A 16,641-nucleotide genomic window follows, 5' to 3' on the forward strand; every position below is an offset into this window, starting at 1 on the left:
ATAATCCTTTTGAGTTATTAAATTATATACAAATATCTCTTTAATTGTTATGTATTTTCATACAATTTAGTTGATATTCTACCATTTTGTGAAATGGTAATAAAAATGTATCCAAATTGTTACTTTTAAAATTTTCTATCTCTTGATTATGCAGTTCTTGTAGTAAACAAAAAGTAGATTCAATAGTAGATAAACACTCATCTTGTGGTTGTGTTTTAAATTTGAAATTAGATTTTAAATCATGTTCGAAACTTAATTTAGGTAGTTTTTGTAGATTTAAACTTTGCTTTAACATTTTTTTTGAACAAGGCCATGTTGAGTCAAGTATAAAAATTAAAAGATTTTTATTATCATTAATTATTTCTTTGTTGATTTTAATACTTTGTTCATGGGGATATAATAGATAAGGACTAAAGTTTTTATCCTCTATTAGCTTATTTACTTTTTTATTATTTGTAAAATCAACTCCTATGATAACTTCACAGTTTTCAATAGAGTTTCTTGTCATAAACCCTGTACCATTTTTTGTTTTTTTAAACTCTTTTGGATGCATTAAAATGACAAATTTAGTTTTTGTTTTTAGTTTTATTTGTATATTTTCGCAACTACAAGATGTCTTAGGTCTATAACATTTGTAGCATTTTTTTAAATTCTCATTGTTCATTTATTCTAAACTTTATTTTTTTACGAATTATAGTCAATTACATATTATATTTATTGAAAATTTTGTTAAATTGAATATAATTGCAGAAAATTTATATAAAAAGTGAAAATATGATAATACTTGAAGCAATAGGAGCAGTTTTTTCAATAATTGGAGCATATTTGATGTCAAAAAGCTCAAAAAATAATGTTCGTCCAATTTACTGGGGGTTTGTAAGTTTTTTCATTTCAAATTTAGCTCTTTTAACTTTTTTTACATTAAATGGGAAAGTTCCAGTAATTATCCAGATGATACTCTTTTTTGTTACAGCAGTTTTAGGTATTTATAAACTGACTAAAAATAGAAAAAGGGATGTCTTTTTAATAAGTATCATTTTGTCAATTTATTTATTTGTATTATATAAAACGATACTTCCTAATATGTCAAATATAGATTTTATGGTTTTACCAATAGATTTATTAGCAGCATCAATTGCAATTTTTGGAAGTTTTCTTTTATCTAGTCATAATCATAAAACTAGAGGAATTGCTTTTATTTGTTTTTTTATTGCTGATGTTATATTTGTTTATATTGGATATGAAAATGCATTTTATTTCTTTATGGTTCAATCAATCTTTTATTTATATACTAGTGTAAAAGGTTATATAAATACTATGAACGAGGAGATTAAGATAGCTAAAGAGTCTTTAAGAAAAAAATAAGAATTGTATAAGTATAATATAGTATTATAAAGGATACATAATGTACGGCCTAGGATTAAATCAATTAAATTTAAATCTTAATAATTTCAATGAAAAAAACACAACATTACTTGACAATAAAGATTTATCAGCCTCAAATTATATAGATGAAGTAAATGAGAGCAAGTTACATAATGCTGCTGTTTCAATATCTATATCAACTCACAGTATTCAAAACTACTTAAATGTAAAAAGTGCAGAATTCTCAAAAGGAAATACAAATGCACAGCAAGTTTTATCTAAACTAGAAAGTGGAAATATTGACTTTATTAGTTTTTTTGAAGGTCATAAGTTTGAGAAGAAAATTACTTTAGAAGATATGGGCTATACAGGTAAACCAATATCTCAACTAACAAAAGATGAAGCAAAACAATTATTATCAAAAGAAGGTTTTTTTGGATCAGAAGAGACTTCAAAAAGATTAGTTAAATTTGTTGAAGACTTAACAGGAAATGAACCTTATGCTTTAAAAGAGACTAGAAAAGGTATAGAAGATGGTTTTTTTGAAGCACAAAAACTTTTTAAAGAAGAATTACCTGATGTTTCAAAGGAAACAGAATTTAAAACATTAGATATTATTGATAAGAAAATTGAAGAAATGCTAAAAACAGATTTCCAAAAAGAACTTGAAACTAAACATTTAAAAAAATAAATATCTTTCAAATATTTAATTTGTTATTATTAACTTTAATTTAATACAAGGTAAATATTTTGGATCATTTAGGTAAAAATATAGTCACAAGAAAAAAATTTAAAGCAAGAAGTTATAATACAAATTTTGCTTCAGCATTTTATTTTTTAGCATTTATTTTTTTGATAATTTATGCTTTAACAACTTTAAACAATATTCTAACACCACTTGCAATTGCTATCTTAATTTGGTTTTTGATTAATGCACTAGCAAACACAATAAAAAAGATACCATATTTTAATTCAAATATAGGTGATAAGTTAGCTATTCCTCTTTCTTTAATAATCATTTTTTATTTTATGTTTGAAACAGGAAGTTTTATTGCTTCTAATATTGTTGAATTGAGTGATACAATTTCTCAATTAGATAGTAAATTTATTTCAATTTTAGAAAAATTATCTTCATTTGTTGGTTTTGATGTCTCACAAAAGTTTGAAAAGCTTTTTGAACAATTTAGTTTAGCTTCAATTATTAATAAAGTAATATCTGCTTTTGGTTCTGTTGTAAGTAATATTTTACAGATTTTTTTATATGTACTTTTTTTATTAATTGACCAAAGATTTTTTAATGCAAAAATAAATGCTTTATTTAAAAATTATGATACAAGAAATAAAGCAAAAGAAGTTTTAGAATCTATATCAAAAACAATTAGAATGTATATTTCAATCACAACTATTATTAGTTTATCTACAGGTATATTAACTTACATTATATGTGAGTTGTTCTCATTAGAAGGTTCTGTACTTTGGGGCTTTTTAGCTTTTATTTTAAATTTTATTCCTACAATTGGAAGTATTATTGCTGTGGTAATTCCAATACTTTTTGCATTGGTGCAGTTTACAGATTTGACTTCTGTTTTATTTTTACTTATTTGTCTTGCTTCAATTCAATTTTTAATAGGAAATATAATCTATCCAAGACTTATGGGAAATAAATTAAATATTTCACAATTTGTTGTTATTTTATCCTTAGTAATGTGGGGTGCTATGTGGGGAACTGTTGGTATGTTTTTATCTGTACCTTTAATGGTTATTCTTCTTATTATCCTTTCTCAATTTGAAAATACTAAAGGTTTAGCAATTTTAATTTCAGGAGATGGAAAAATATTTACTGCAAAACGAGAACAAGAATAAATTAATTTATTCTTTTCTTGTATAGGTTTTAGCTATTCTTAAGAGTTTATTTATTATGATAACAATTATCAATATTATAAATGGAGTAGCAAATGTCAAATAATATACTTATAAATAAAGATTTTTCTAATATTTTGTCAAATGAACTTTTTAGTGCAATTTCAAAAGGTAAAGAAGATAAAATTGATGAATTAATTCATTTAGGTGCAAATATAAATGCAAGAGACACAAAAGGTAGAAATGCTTTATTCTGGGCAATTTACTACAGAAAAACGAATATTATCAAAAAACTAATAGATTTAGGAATTGATACAAAAGTAACAAATATCTTATTAGCTGTAAATTATGCTGTATATAAAGATGATGTAAAAATTTTGAAATGTTTAAAATCTTGTGGATTAGATTTAAATGAACATGATGATATAAAATCAACACCTTTAATCTATGCTGTATTATATAATAAAATACAAAGTATAGATTATTTATTAACTAATGATGTTTGTGTACAGCACGAAGATATGTTAGGAAATAGTGCTTTAAGCTTGGCTTATGATTTAAAAATAGAATATCTAATAGAGAGATTTAAAGCTCTTGTATAAATAAAGTAGTTTGACATAACTACTTTATTTGTGTCCATGACCTTTTGTACCTTCTCTTTGTATAAGCTCATCAAAGTTTTCTCCACCAAGATTATATGCTTTTCCAAAACCAAAAATAGCTTCTCCATAAAATGCTTTAAATTCATAAACATTAAAGTCACTCATCGCTCTTAATGTTTGAACCATTTTTTTATCAAATTTTTTTTCAAAACTATCAAGGATAGAATTATATTTTTTTGAGTTTTTTTCTATTATAGTTGTATTACATTGCATAATTACTCTTTTTCTTGCAAAAATATTTTCACAGCTATTTTCATCTTCACAAAAGAAAATACTAGATTTTTTATTGTTTTTTAGATTTTTTGAGTGCTTTGCCATATTTGATAAATATACATAATATGAATTCTCATATTTAACAAATGGTGCGTATGAAGAAAATGGATTTTTGTTCTCATCTAAAGAGTTAATTACAACACTTTGAAATGAATCTATAAAGTTTATTAGTTTTTCGTTTTTCATAAAATACTTCTTATATTAAATTTAAAGTATTTATATCATTTAATAGTTTAATTAAGGCATAAAGTGTAAATATACTAAAGGAAAACCTTTAGTATATAATTTTATTAATGTAAGATTGTTCTTGCGTTAATTTCTTGAATAGGTCTATTGTTTTTACCCATAACAGTTTCAAAATCATTTAATTGACTTTTTGATAATTGAACAGGTGTTTTTAAAACAAACCATTTAACACCTTCTGTACAAGGAGGAGTAGTTAATGAACCATCAAATCTATAATAATCTTTAGTTTCAGGTAAAATTTCATAACCTTCAACACTTGATTTTAATTGATTTTTTTCACCTTCTTTTTCAGGTAGGTTTCTAAGTAATTTATTTAAAACTATATTATCAGAACCAACTTCAAGCATAACAGCTACAACTGCTAATTTTGAACCTTTTGCATGTACTAAATGTGCTTCCATTGGGAAAGACTTCCCATCAATAGTATTTTCGCTTGGTGTGTGGAAGTGCATTTGTTTTAAAGAGTATTCTTCTTCATCAATTATTAATTTATTTCCACCTGAAATATTTACTTTTACACCATGACCTGTATTTTCAAATATAGTACCTTTAGCATTACCTTCAAATTTTAAAGGTACTAGTGATGCATCAATAGTATTTGTTATATTAATAGGTGATTGGTTAACTCCCTTTTCACACATAGTATATCTTTCATCAAGTTCAGCCCATTTTTCAGAACCTCCTTCTTCTGTATAAGACCATGGTGCTAGAGGTTTTGGTTCACCCTCAGCTAACATAAGTGCAATTACAAATACAACAAAAATACTAATTACTGTGCTCTTAAAACTCATTTCTCTCTCTCCTTTTCTTTTCTCTTAGCTTTCATTTTATTTAAAGCTAGTCTTCTCATATCTGCTGTTGTATCAGATTCATCCATGATTTCTAATCCTAGAAGTGTTTCAATACAATCTTCTAATGTTACAATACCTTCTGTTTGATCATAAGAATCAGCAACAATAAACATGTGTTCTTTCTTTTGAATAAACATGTTTAATGCTTTTGACACAGGAATATTTTCATTTAAAGAAATTACAGGTTTCATTATTGATTCAATAGTAACATCTTGATTAATAATTGCTTGTTTGAATAGTTTTTTTGTCAAAATTAATCCAACAATATTATCAATACTTTCGTCATATACAGGAACTCTTGAAAACTTAAATGTTCTTTTATCTTCAATAATATCTTTTATTGAAGTATTTTTATCCACTGCATATACTACAGATCTAGGTGTTAGAATTTCTTTAATCTTCATATTATTTAAAGTTAATGTATTTTCAATGATATCTGATTCTAAATCTCCAATTACACCTTCTTCTTCACTTAATAAAGTAGAATGTATAAGCTCTTCCCTAGATATAGAATCACTAGTATCAGATCCAATTTTTTTAGTCACAAATTGTGTGATTTTAATAAGTGGAAAAGTAATGAAAATAAACATATTTATAATTCTTCCTGCAAGTGGTGCTAGTTGCTTCCAATATACTGCACCAATTGTTTTAGGAATAATTTCTGCAAAAAACAGAATTAAAAATGTTAAAACAATAGAAGTTACCATTACTAAAGTTTTGTCTCCGCCAAAAACATTTTGTGCTTGAACACCAATAGCTGTTGCACCTAAAGTGTTAGCAATAGTGTTTAAAATTAAAATTGAAGCAATAGAGCTATCAATATCAGTTTTAAGTTTTTTTAGAAGTTTACCTGCACTTGGATTTTTATTTTCAAGAACAGAAATGTATGATACATTAGTAGAAAGTAGGATTGACTCTAAAATAGAACACAAGAATGATGTTCCAACAACCGCAAAAAATAGTAAGACTAAAATTTCCATTGGGGCTCACTTTGTTTAAAATTGCACCTCGGGGAATTATCTTCCAATAAAGACTCCTTTAAATTAAAAAAATAGTAACTAATCATATCAAAATAAACTTAATTTTTGACAATACAAGTGAAATTGTGTATAATAAATTTATTAAGCGAGTTTTAATAAAAGGAGGACATTATGGAATATGGATTAATACCTAAAATTGATCAATTTAGAGACAATAGATCGCTAGAATTAGAACAAGTACATGCCTCAACTCAAACCTCAAAGCTTGGGGAAAGAAACAATCTTTCTGAATTAAGAAGAGAGGAGTTTTTAAAAGCAGGGGAAACAGCTCAAATTGAAAAAGCAAAAAATGAATCAGCAACAAATAGTTATGAATATGTTTTAACTAATATGAATTTTGGCTTTAATGATTCTTCAAAAGATTTTTTTGTAAGGGCACAAAGAGGAGAGTCTCAAAATCAATTTCCAACTGAAGATATGATGAAATTAAAAGCATTTTTGATGAATCAAGCAAAAGATAGTGCTTCTTAAAAAGTTAAGTCAAAACAACTTGACTTGACTTTTATATTTCTTTATTTAATTTTAGTAAGAGATCTCTTGCATAATAAAACTTATCTTTATTTTCTAATTCAACTTCTTCTAATAAAGGTTTATATTTTATAAAAACAGGCCAAACTTTAGCATAAGCATGAGGTCTTTTCTTTATATGATACAAAGCAAGTGCTGTTGCACCATTTATTAAACCTTTTAAAGCTAATGCTTTTTTCTTTTCACCCAATTTTTTATACTCATTCCAGTCATCTTCAAGTAGTTCATGTGCTTCTACATAATAACCTTTTTGCACAGCAAAGATAAATCTATCTATTGCTGTATCTTGATTAAAAATTGAATAATCAATTTTCATTATTTTTTCATCTCTTCAAGTTCTTTTTCTAAATAATATCCAGTGTAAGAACCTGTTTTTTTATGTCTTGAAGCTAATTGCTCAGGTGTTCCTTCATCTACAAGTTTACCACCTTTATTTCCACCCTCGGGTCCTATATCAATAACCCAGTCAGAGTTTTTAACAACATCTAAGTTATGTTCAATAACTAAGACAGAATTTCCCAAATCAACTAAATGATGTAAAACTTTTGTAAGTCTATCAACATCTGCAAAGTGAAGACCAGTTGTTGGTTCATCTAATACATATAAGGTATTTCCTGTATCTTTTTTAGATAACTCTTTTGATAGTTTGATTCTTTGAGCCTCACCACCTGATAATGTAACTGCATTTTGTCCCAATGTAATATATCCTAAACCTACATCACAAAGTGTTTTTAGCTTTGCATGAATTTTTGGAACTTTTACAAAAAACTCTAAGGCTTCATCTACACTCATATTTAAAACATCAGAAATATTTTTACCTTTGTATAAGATTTCTAAAGTTTGAGGATTATATCTTTGTCCTTGACAGTCATCACACTTAACCATAATATCTGGTAAGAAGTGCATTTCAATTTTTATTTCACCTTCACCTTGACATTTTTCACATCTACCACCTTTTACATTAAATGAGAATCTTCCTATTTTATATCCTCTAAGACTAGCCTCTTTTGTTTTAGAAAATAGTGTTCTAATTTCATCCATTAATCCTGTATAGGTTGCAGGGTTACTTCTTGGAGTCCTTCCAATTGGGCTTTGGTCAAGATAGATTACTTTGTCAAGACTTTCTAAACCTTCAATCTCAACACCATCAACTTTTTTAACTTTTTTAGCATGATTTAAAAGCTCTTTTGCAACAGGAAGAAGAGTTTGTAAAATAAGTGATGATTTACCACTTCCTGAAACTCCTGTAATTGAACAAAGGTTTTTTAAAGGAATTTGAACATCTAAATTTTTAATATTATTAATAGTTACATTTTTAATTTTTATAAACTCTTCTTGTGGTCTATTATATACGTAATCTATTTTTTTCTTTCCTGTCATATATTGAGCTGTTAGAGTTTTTGCTTTTTGCATTTGTTTAAGTGTTCCTGCAAAAACAACTTCTCCTCCATATTTACCTGCATTAGGCCCAATATCAACTATAAAATCAGAAGCTTCAATTGTTTCTTTATCATGTTCTACAACTATTACAGTATTTCCTTTTTCCTGTAAGGCTTTTAGTGTTTTTATAAGTTTATTTGTATCTCTTTCATGTAAACCAATTGAAGGTTCATCAAGTACATACATAACTCCCGTAAGTCCAGAACCAATTTGTGAAGCAACTCTAATTCTTTGAGCTTCACCACCTGAGATAGTTCTTGCATCTCTTCCTAATGTAATATATCCAAGTCCTACATCATGCAAGAAGAAAATTCTTTCTTTTATCTCTTTCAAAATTGGTGCAGAGATCATTTTTTCTTGATCATTAAAATATTCAAAATTCTTATCATCTTGGAAAAAAGCATGAGCCTCTTCAATAGGTTTGTTTATAATATCTCCAATTGTTTTATTTGCTACATAAACACTTTGAGAAGAGGGTTTTAATCTATTTCCATTACACGAATCACAAACTTTTTCAGTCATATATTCAGCCATGTCTTTTTCATCTTTTATCATGTCGTAGGCAAGTTTTACAATTCCTTCCCATTTTCTAACTAAGTTGTGTCTTTTCCATGTAAATTTTGCTTCTTCAACTCCACCATGTAATACAGCTTTTCTTTGATATTCTGGTAAATCTCTAAATGGAATTTTTACATCAATATCTGCCGCTTCACAGTATGCCATAAGCATTTTGAAGTAAAAACCTTTGTTGAAACCATAGATAATTCTAATAGCTCCATCTTCTAAAGGTAAGTCATCATTTACAACTTTTTTCATATCTAAAGCATATCTAATACCTAAACCATCACAAGAAGTACAAGCACCTTTTGGTGAGTTAAAAGAGAAAGATAAAGGCTCTAAAGGTTCAAATGAAATTTTACATGAAAAACAAGCCATGTGCTCACTATAATGTATATGTTTTTCAACTCCTACATCCTCATGGTTTAAAACTTCTATCTCAAGCTCTCCATAAGACTCTTTTAGTCCTTTTTCAACATCTTGGGCAATTCTATCTTTATTTTCTTCTTTTATTACAACTCTATCAATAACAACTTTAATAGTGTGCATTTTATTTTTTTCAAGTTCTATGTCTTCATCAAGTCTTGCCATAACTCCATCAATCATGGCTCTTACATAACCTTTTCCTCTAAGACTTTCTAGTAAATCAGCAAATGTTCCTTTTTTTCTATTGATAAGAGGAGCTAAAATCACAACTTTTGAGTTTTCAGGAAGTTTAAGTACTTGATCAATAATATCAGAAGCACTCATTTCTGAAATAGGCTCTCCACATTGATGACAGTGCTGTTTTCCTACTCTTGCATATAAAAGTCTAAAGTAGTCATAAACTTCTGTAATAGTACCAACAGTTGATCTTGGGTTTTTTGATGTTGTTTTTTGATCAATAGCAATTGCTGGTGTTAATCCCTCAATTCTTTCAACATCAGGTTTTCCAACTTTATCTAAAAATTGTCTAGCATAAGCAGATAAAGACTCAATATATCTTCTTTGACCTTCTGCATATAGAGTGTCAAATGCTAAGGTTGATTTCCCTGACCCTGAAAGTCCTGTAAATACAATAAGTTTATTTTTGGGTATTTCTAAATCAATATTTTTTAAATTGTTTTCTTTTGCGTTAAAAATTTTAATAGTATCTTTCATATATATAACCTTTGAAATTTTGAAGCTAGTATTATATGATAGATATGTATAATTATCGATAAAGGAAGTTTTATAAAATAAAATATATAATAGTAAAGAATAAATGAATGGTAGAAAATGAACTTAAACACTAAGATACAATGGTTTTATGCTTTGATAGCAATGATACCATTAAGCATTGCAATTTTTCAAATATTAGATTATTCAACATTTAAAGCATTAGGTATTACATCCTTACTTATATTAGTATGTTTTAGTATGTTTTTCTTTTTAAGAAGAAATTATTATTTTTCTTATAAAACTATTATATATTTTTATTTTATAGGTTTTGTTGGAGCATTTTTAGTAGCTTATTTTAAACAAGATTGGTTATTACTACCTATGGTTTTGGCTTTTTGGATATCTTTACTTAAAACTATTTCCTATACATCTGTAGGTAAAATCAACTCCTTGAAAATTTATAAAGAAGAACAAGATAGTAGCTTTTTTAAAAAGTTTTTTATCTCAAATACTAGAAGAACTCAAAATAAATTAATTTTAATTGATATCCTTATTACTATTATTTTTTTCTTTAGTGTTATTATTATTTATACAAGCTTAGCAAACATTTTTAAATAGTTATTAAACATAACTTAGTTATCGTATATTATATATAGTTATATAACATAATTTAAGGACTACTTTTGAATAAGTTTGTAAATAGTTTTACTTTTAATGAAAATGTTTTTTATTATTATGATTTAAAAAATATTTTTGATTCACATTTTGAATTAAAAAAATTACCAGTTTCACTTAAATTACTTTTAGAAGCAAATATCAGAAATGAAAATGAAGAAGAAGTAAAATATATAATAGATGCCTTTATAAAAAGAAATAACTTTAGAAAAATAGGTTTTTATCCAACTAGAGTTGTTATGGATGATTATCATGGCGTACCTATTTTAGTAGATTTAAGTTCCTTAAATGAAGATTTAGAAAACTACAAAAAAGAAGATTTTATAAGCCCTAAGATTCAAGTAGATTTAATTGTAAAAGATAGTGTAGATGATAAACAAGAAAAATCCATACAAAGAAATAAACAAAGACATCATTTTATAAAATGGTGCCAAAATAGATTTGATAATTTTACAGTTATTCCTCCTGGTTTTGGAGTTTATCATCAAGTAAATTTAGAATATTTATCTACAATAGTTAATATTAAAATACAAGATGAAAATGTATTTATATATCCTGAAACTCTTGCAGGAACAGATAGTAAATCTACTATGATGAATGCTTTAGGGGTTTTATCTCTAAAGTTTAATACTTTAGAAACACAAGCTATACTTTTAAAGCCTTATTCTAAAATACATATTCCAAAAGTTTTAGGAATTGAAGTTGTAGGTTCTCTAGCTCAGGGAGTTAGTATTTTAGATACAACATTAAATTTGACGAACTTAATTCAAAATGAGGATTTAACAGCTAGTATTATAGAGTTTTATGGCCCAGGATTGAAAAATATATCTGTAGAAGATAGAGCATATTTATCTGAAGTGGTTATTCGTAGTGGGGCTATATGTGGATATTTTTGTATTGATGATAATAGTATAGATTTTATTGAAAAAACAAGAGGAGTAGATGCTACTTTAATTAAGACTTATTATCAAAAACAAGGTATTTATAATGATTCTATTCAAAATTGGGAGTTAGATTATGATAAAAAATTTATATTTGAATTATCAAAAGTAAAACCTTTAGTAGTAGGGCCTAAAAATTATGAAGAAAGATATATAGTTGAAAATGTACCTTCTAAATTACAATCTTTTAAAATAGGAAATTTTGTAAAAGATAATGATATTGTCTTAGCAAATATAATTTCATGTACCTTTACTTCAAATCCAACTCTTTTAATTCAAGCAGCACTACTTGCTAAAAAAGCTTGTATGTTGGATTTAAGAATAAATAAAAATATAAATAGCACTTTGACCTTAGGTTCTATTATTATAAAAAACTATTTAGAAGAGTTGGATTTATTAAAATACTTTAAACAATTAGGTTTTAAGATTTTAGATGTTAATTATTTAAATTCATCAACAAAATTAGAAGAAATCAGACAAAGTGTAGTTTTAGATATTCAAAAATTTAATTTAAATGTATCTTCTGTTAACTCAGGTAAGGATTTAGAGTTAGTCTCTAGAGATTTAGTTAAATCAAATTGGTCAATGTCTCCTGCTTTGGTTGTTGCTTATGCCTTAAAAGGGAATATGAATTTTTCAATTACAAAAGAGCCTATAAGTACGGATATATTTTTAAGTGATTTATGGCCTAGTATCTCAGAAGTAAATGAAGAATTAGGAAAAATAAGCAGTAAAATGTATGCTGATGTATATAAGAATATATTTATAGGTGATGATTATTGGCAAAATATTAAGTGTGAAGATACGGATATTTATCCTTGGAATGAAGAATCAAGTTATATTCAAAAGTCTACATATTATAATAAAGTAGAAAATAAAAACTCTATTGCTGATGCAAGAATAGTTGCATTACTTTTTGATGATGTTTCAAGTGAGTTAATATCTCCAGAAGGAAATATCCCACCTTATTCTCCTGCTGCTTTTTATCTTTTAGATAAAGGTTTAAGACCTGATGAATTTAATACTTTTTCAAAAAGAAGGTCTAATACAGAGCTATTACAAAGGGGAGCTTTTTCGGATATAGAAGTTAAGAATAAAATAGTATTACCCAAAGAAGGTGGGTACACTAAAGATTTTGATTCTTATGAAGTATTACCAATTTATGAATATTGTCAAAGAATGAAAAAAGAAAATATTGATTTAGTGATTTTTGCAGGTGAAAACTATGGAGTAGGAAAGGGTACTGATTGGGCTGCTAAGGCTACAAATTTATTAGGTATTAACTGTATTATTGCAAAATCTTTCGATGAAAATCATAGATCTGATTTAGTGAAAATGGGTATCTTACCTTTATGTTTTATGGATGATGATATTGATAGTTTAAAACTAAAAGGAAATGAAACTATTACAATAGATTGTGAAAATCTAACTTCAAATAGTAAAATAGATATAAAAATAAAAAGATTTGATGAGGTTGAGAGCATTGAAGTTCACGTAAAACTTTTAAATGACTTAGAGTTAGAGTATTTTAGGAATAAAGGGGTTATAAATTACTTGTTGAGTGAAGTAGTGACAGGGGAGTGACTAATTCCCCCTTTTATTAATATAATTCAATTGCTAAAACTGAAAATATTAAAACTAACACTACTAATTTATACAACATTGAAACTCCTTTCAATGAACACTCCCACCCAACACTACCCGCAAAAAAAAAGGTAAGGTTTTACCCTTACCTTCAGTGTAAATCTAGTAGGTAGTCACTCCTACAAGAGTTTCAATGTATTGTATAAATTAGTGTAATTATACAAAAAAGTATTTAGAAAGTCAACTGGTTGTACGGGTTCAATACATATTTAGAAAATAAGGAGCAGGCTATTAATTTCCACTTTTAAAACTAAATTCATAATTCAACACCTGACCCCTTATTTTTTTTATTTTTTCAACACTTGACCTTTAATTCCTAACTTGTAAAGACTTTCTAACAACTGAAACAGAAAAAATGCAATCAGATATAGCAACTTTTCAAACCGAGGTTTTTGAGGTTGCTATGGATTGTAAGAGAAAGTTAGAGAAAAGTTAAAGTAATAATTTAAGTATAATTTTAATAAGATGAAAAAAATTATTTAAAAAGGAATTTTATGAAAAAATATTTACTTAGTATATTGCCTTTGATTGTACTTGTATTTAATGGGTGTATTTCATCAAAGAATCCAATACCACCAAAAGTTGAAAGAACAATTATAGATACATATATAGGTGATAAGTATAAAGTTGGTAAGATAAGAACAGTTTATGTAGGTGAATCATTAATTGATAATTCAGCAATACTATATAATACTGTAAAAATAACTACAACTCATATTAATTTTCAAGCATTGTATGATCTTACTACATTTGGAACAAGTATAAAAAAAGGAAATTTATATTATGCTACAAATTGGACTTTTGGTAAAAATGGAAGAAATTATCAACTTGGAGATATTATTGTTGATGAAAATGGAAATGATGTTAAAACATCACAAAAAATTTTTAAACCAATTATAAATAAAAGTGAAGAAATTAAAAAAGAATATTTTAAAGAAGAATCATTTGTTCAAAGACTTATTTATAATGGTTTAGAAAATGATAATATAATTATTAAATATCAAGAGTTTTCAGACAATATGATAAGACAATCTTTTTCAAATACATTAAAATATAATATTAAAAAGAATAAAATATTTAGATACAAAGAACTTAGAGTAAAAGTTATTGATGTGGATAACGAAATATTAAAATTTAAAGTTATTGAAGCTCCTAAAAATAATGGATACTTATAAGATTGATGTTATTCTTAATATAATAAATATTACGGGTATTAAATTAAAAAAGCAACTGATAAAAACTATACTAGAAGAAATAAGGGTCAGGTCATGAATTTCAACTTTTAAAAAAATGAAATTCACAATTCAACACCTGACCCCTTATTATGATAATATTTACAAAAATAGTTTAATTAAGGTCTTTGTAGGCATTTTGATACATAATATATATAAAGTATATTATTAATTAATTTTTTATAATGTATGTTTAATAAATAGTTGAAAGATAAAATATAAATGGCAAAAAAATTAACACAAAAAGAATTTATCCAAAAAGCTCAAGAAAAACATGGTAAAGAACATTATGATTATTCACAGGTAAAATATATCAATGGTCGTACAAAAGTTAATATATTTTGTAATATTCATAAAAAGCTATTTCCACAAAATCCAAGATTGCATTTACAAGGGAGCGGTTGTAAGTTATGCGGGATAGAAAGAAGAATTAAATCCCAAACTCTTGATACACATACTTTTATAAAAAATGCAAAAAAAGTTCATGGTAATAAATTTAACTATTCAAGAACTATTTATATTCATTCAAAAGAAGAAGTAGAAATCATATGTCCTATTCATGAATCTTTTTTTGTTACACCCAATGACCACCTATCTAAAAAAGTTGGTTGTAATATTTGTGGACAAGATAGAACAACTAGAGCTGTTCAAGAAAGATATAAAGATGTAAGTAAAGAACATTTAGAAACTGCTAAAAAAGTACACAATAATACTTATGATTATTCTAAAGTTATTTATACCGGTTGTGATGATGATGTAATCATTGGATGTAGTAAACATGGTGATTTTCCCATGCCTCTTTATAATCACGCAGTTTTAAAACAAGGGTGTCCTAAATGTGGGAAAGAGAATGCTGCAAAAATTCGTAGTTTAAAACTTGTTGATTTCATTGCTCGTTCAATAGAAACTCATGGACAATTATATTCATATAATAAAGTTACAGAAAAAACCTTAAAAAATGGTTCTTCAACTGTAGAAATTTATTGTAAAAAATGTAAAAAGTATTTTTCCCAACAAGCTAAAATACATATGGCAGGTTCAGGATGTACAATATGTTATCGAGAACAAAGTGCCATAGACAGAGCATTAACAACAAAAGAGTTTATTATTAGATCTCAGAAAGTTCACGGTATAAATAAATATGACTACTCTATGACGCAATATATTAATAATCGTGAAAAAGTTAAGATTAAATGTAATGATTGTGATTATTTATTTAAAACTATTCCAAGTGATCATATTGGAAAAGCTTCAGGATGCCCAAAATGCGCCAACCTTATATCTAATCCTGAAAAAGAGATTGTTGAATTTATTAAATCTTTAAATATAGTAGTTAAAGAAGGTACAAGGGATATTATTCAAAATCCTAATAATGGAAGAAAATGGGAACTTGATATATTTCTTCCAGAGTATAATGTAGCAATAGAGTTCAATGGTATTTATTATCATTCTACTGCTCGGCAAAACAATATAAATTTTCATAAAGAAAAAACTGAAGCCTGTTTAGAAAAAGGAATATTTTTATTACATATATTTGAAGATGATTTTAATGATAAAAAAAACATAGTTTACAATAGAATAAGAGAATTGACTAATAAACCTAAAACACTTTCAATCTTATCTGAAAACACAAAACTAAAGGTTATTAACTCATCAATAGCTAATAATTTTTTAAATCAAAATCACATACATGGAAATACTAAAGCCACTTTTTATTATGGGTTATTTTATAAAGACCAACTTGTAACAGTGAGTGCTTTTTTAAAAGGAAAAAACAACACAAGAAATGAAAATATGTATGAACTTGTTAGACACTCAACCAAAGGAGTGGTAATTGATTCTTTATCAAAAGTGATAAAAAAATTCCAAAAAAATTTTACTGAATTATTATATGTTTATTGTGATAATTCTTTTTTCAACACTGAATTTTATACTAAAGTTGGTTTTAAAAAAGTTGAAAATATATCTCCTGACTATAAATATGTCATAAATTCTAAAAGAGAAAATAAATCAAAATGGAAAAAAACTGATATAAAAGCTAAACTTCCCAACTTTTATTGTAAAGATAAATCAGTAAAAGAAATAATGCTTGATGCAAATATATATAAAATTTACGATAGTGGTAAAACTAGACTTGAGTTGCAAAAATGAAAAAACATTTAACAAAAAATAAGGGTTAGTCGCCA

The 16,641-nt window shown here is 26.2% G+C and carries 15 protein-coding genes; 9 read left to right on the plus strand and 6 right to left on the minus strand.

Features of this window, described 5'->3' with window-relative positions:
• Positions 1-40: 40 nt before the first annotated feature.
• Positions 41-664: a tRNA-uridine aminocarboxypropyltransferase gene (locus ACH5BH_RS00725; RefSeq protein ID WP_423297128.1), complete on the minus strand. Its 624-nt coding sequence runs from the start codon at positions 662-664 to the stop codon at positions 41-43.
• A 110-nt stretch (positions 665-774) separates the two neighbouring features.
• On the opposite strand from ACH5BH_RS00725, the gene ACH5BH_RS00730 reads away from it, so the two are divergent.
• The 4 genes from ACH5BH_RS00730 to ACH5BH_RS00745 all read left to right on the plus strand — a co-directional run bounded on the left by ACH5BH_RS00730 (position 775) and on the right by ACH5BH_RS00745 (position 3,827).
• Positions 775-1,365 carry a hypothetical protein gene (locus ACH5BH_RS00730; RefSeq protein ID WP_404304388.1) on the plus strand — a complete coding sequence of 197 codons (591 nt, stop codon included), beginning with the start codon at positions 775-777 and terminating at the stop codon, positions 1,363-1,365.
• A 40-nt stretch (positions 1,366-1,405) separates the two neighbouring features.
• The gene (locus ACH5BH_RS00735; RefSeq protein ID WP_404304386.1) at positions 1,406-2,056 is read left to right on the plus strand and encodes a hypothetical protein; all 651 of its coding nucleotides are present in this window, start codon (positions 1,406-1,408) and stop codon (positions 2,054-2,056) included.
• Between the two features lie 59 nt (positions 2,057-2,115).
• Complete coding sequence (locus ACH5BH_RS00740) at positions 2,116-3,228, plus strand: AI-2E family transporter (protein ID WP_404304384.1); 1,113 nt, start codon at positions 2,116-2,118, stop codon at positions 3,226-3,228.
• A gap of 92 nt (positions 3,229-3,320) precedes the next feature.
• The gene (locus ACH5BH_RS00745) at positions 3,321-3,827 is read left to right on the plus strand and encodes an ankyrin repeat domain-containing protein (protein ID WP_404304382.1); all 507 of its coding nucleotides are present in this window, start codon (positions 3,321-3,323) and stop codon (positions 3,825-3,827) included.
• A gap of 24 nt (positions 3,828-3,851) precedes the next feature.
• On the opposite strand, the gene ACH5BH_RS00750 is transcribed toward ACH5BH_RS00745, so the two are convergent.
• The 3 genes from ACH5BH_RS00750 to ACH5BH_RS00760 all read right to left on the minus strand — a co-directional run bounded on the left by ACH5BH_RS00750 (position 3,852) and on the right by ACH5BH_RS00760 (position 6,237).
• Positions 3,852-4,346, minus strand: coding sequence for a HugZ family pyridoxamine 5'-phosphate oxidase (locus ACH5BH_RS00750; protein ID WP_423297129.1), 495 nt, complete (start codon positions 4,344-4,346; stop codon positions 3,852-3,854).
• A 104-nt stretch (positions 4,347-4,450) separates the two neighbouring features.
• On the minus strand, positions 4,451-5,197 hold the full coding sequence (locus tag ACH5BH_RS00755; RefSeq protein ID WP_423297130.1) for a carbonic anhydrase: 747 nt from the start codon (positions 5,195-5,197) through the stop codon (positions 4,451-4,453).
• On the minus strand, positions 5,194-6,237 hold the full coding sequence (locus tag ACH5BH_RS00760; RefSeq protein WP_404304377.1) for a hemolysin family protein: 1,044 nt from the start codon (positions 6,235-6,237) through the stop codon (positions 5,194-5,196). Before ACH5BH_RS00760 ends, ACH5BH_RS00755 begins: the two co-directional genes overlap by 4 nt.
• Before the next feature lie 171 nt (positions 6,238-6,408).
• Between ACH5BH_RS00760 and ACH5BH_RS00765 the strand changes: the two genes are divergently transcribed.
• The gene (locus ACH5BH_RS00765; protein ID WP_404304375.1) at positions 6,409-6,768 is read left to right on the plus strand and encodes a hypothetical protein; all 360 of its coding nucleotides are present in this window, start codon (positions 6,409-6,411) and stop codon (positions 6,766-6,768) included.
• Between the two features lie 31 nt (positions 6,769-6,799).
• Here the strand turns inward: ACH5BH_RS00765 and ACH5BH_RS00770 are convergent, their stop codons facing one another.
• Positions 6,800-7,141 (minus strand): DUF309 domain-containing protein, encoded by a 342-nt coding sequence (locus ACH5BH_RS00770; RefSeq protein WP_423297131.1) that lies wholly within the window; start codon positions 7,139-7,141, stop codon positions 6,800-6,802.
• Positions 7,141-9,963: an excinuclease ABC subunit UvrA gene (uvrA, locus tag ACH5BH_RS00775; RefSeq protein ID WP_423297132.1), complete on the minus strand. Its 2,823-nt coding sequence runs from the start codon at positions 9,961-9,963 to the stop codon at positions 7,141-7,143. Before uvrA ends, ACH5BH_RS00770 begins: the two co-directional genes overlap by 1 nt.
• Positions 9,964-10,080: 117 nt before the next feature.
• On the opposite strand from uvrA, the gene ACH5BH_RS00780 reads away from it, so the two are divergent.
• From ACH5BH_RS00780 to ACH5BH_RS00795, 4 genes are all read left to right on the plus strand, one after another.
• A complete protein-coding gene (locus tag ACH5BH_RS00780; RefSeq protein WP_423297133.1) occupies positions 10,081-10,581 on the plus strand; it encodes a hypothetical protein in 501 nt (166 codons plus the stop codon).
• Positions 10,582-10,646: 65 nt separating this feature from the next.
• Entirely contained in the window at positions 10,647-13,163 is a 2,517-nt protein-coding gene (gene acnA / locus ACH5BH_RS00785) for an aconitate hydratase AcnA (RefSeq protein WP_423297134.1), read from the plus strand.
• 554 nt (positions 13,164-13,717) lie between these two features.
• Positions 13,718-14,398, plus strand: coding sequence for a hypothetical protein (locus tag ACH5BH_RS00790; RefSeq protein ID WP_423297135.1), 681 nt, complete (start codon positions 13,718-13,720; stop codon positions 14,396-14,398).
• 279 nt (positions 14,399-14,677) lie between these two features.
• Entirely contained in the window at positions 14,678-16,606 is a 1,929-nt protein-coding gene (locus ACH5BH_RS00795; RefSeq protein ID WP_423297136.1) for a DUF723 domain-containing protein, read from the plus strand.
• The last annotated feature ends 35 nt before the right edge of the window (positions 16,607-16,641 follow it).

The organism is Arcobacter rhizosphaerae (assembly GCF_049472155.1).
Taxonomy (GTDB): Bacteria; Campylobacterota; Campylobacteria; order Campylobacterales; family Arcobacteraceae; genus Arcobacter_B.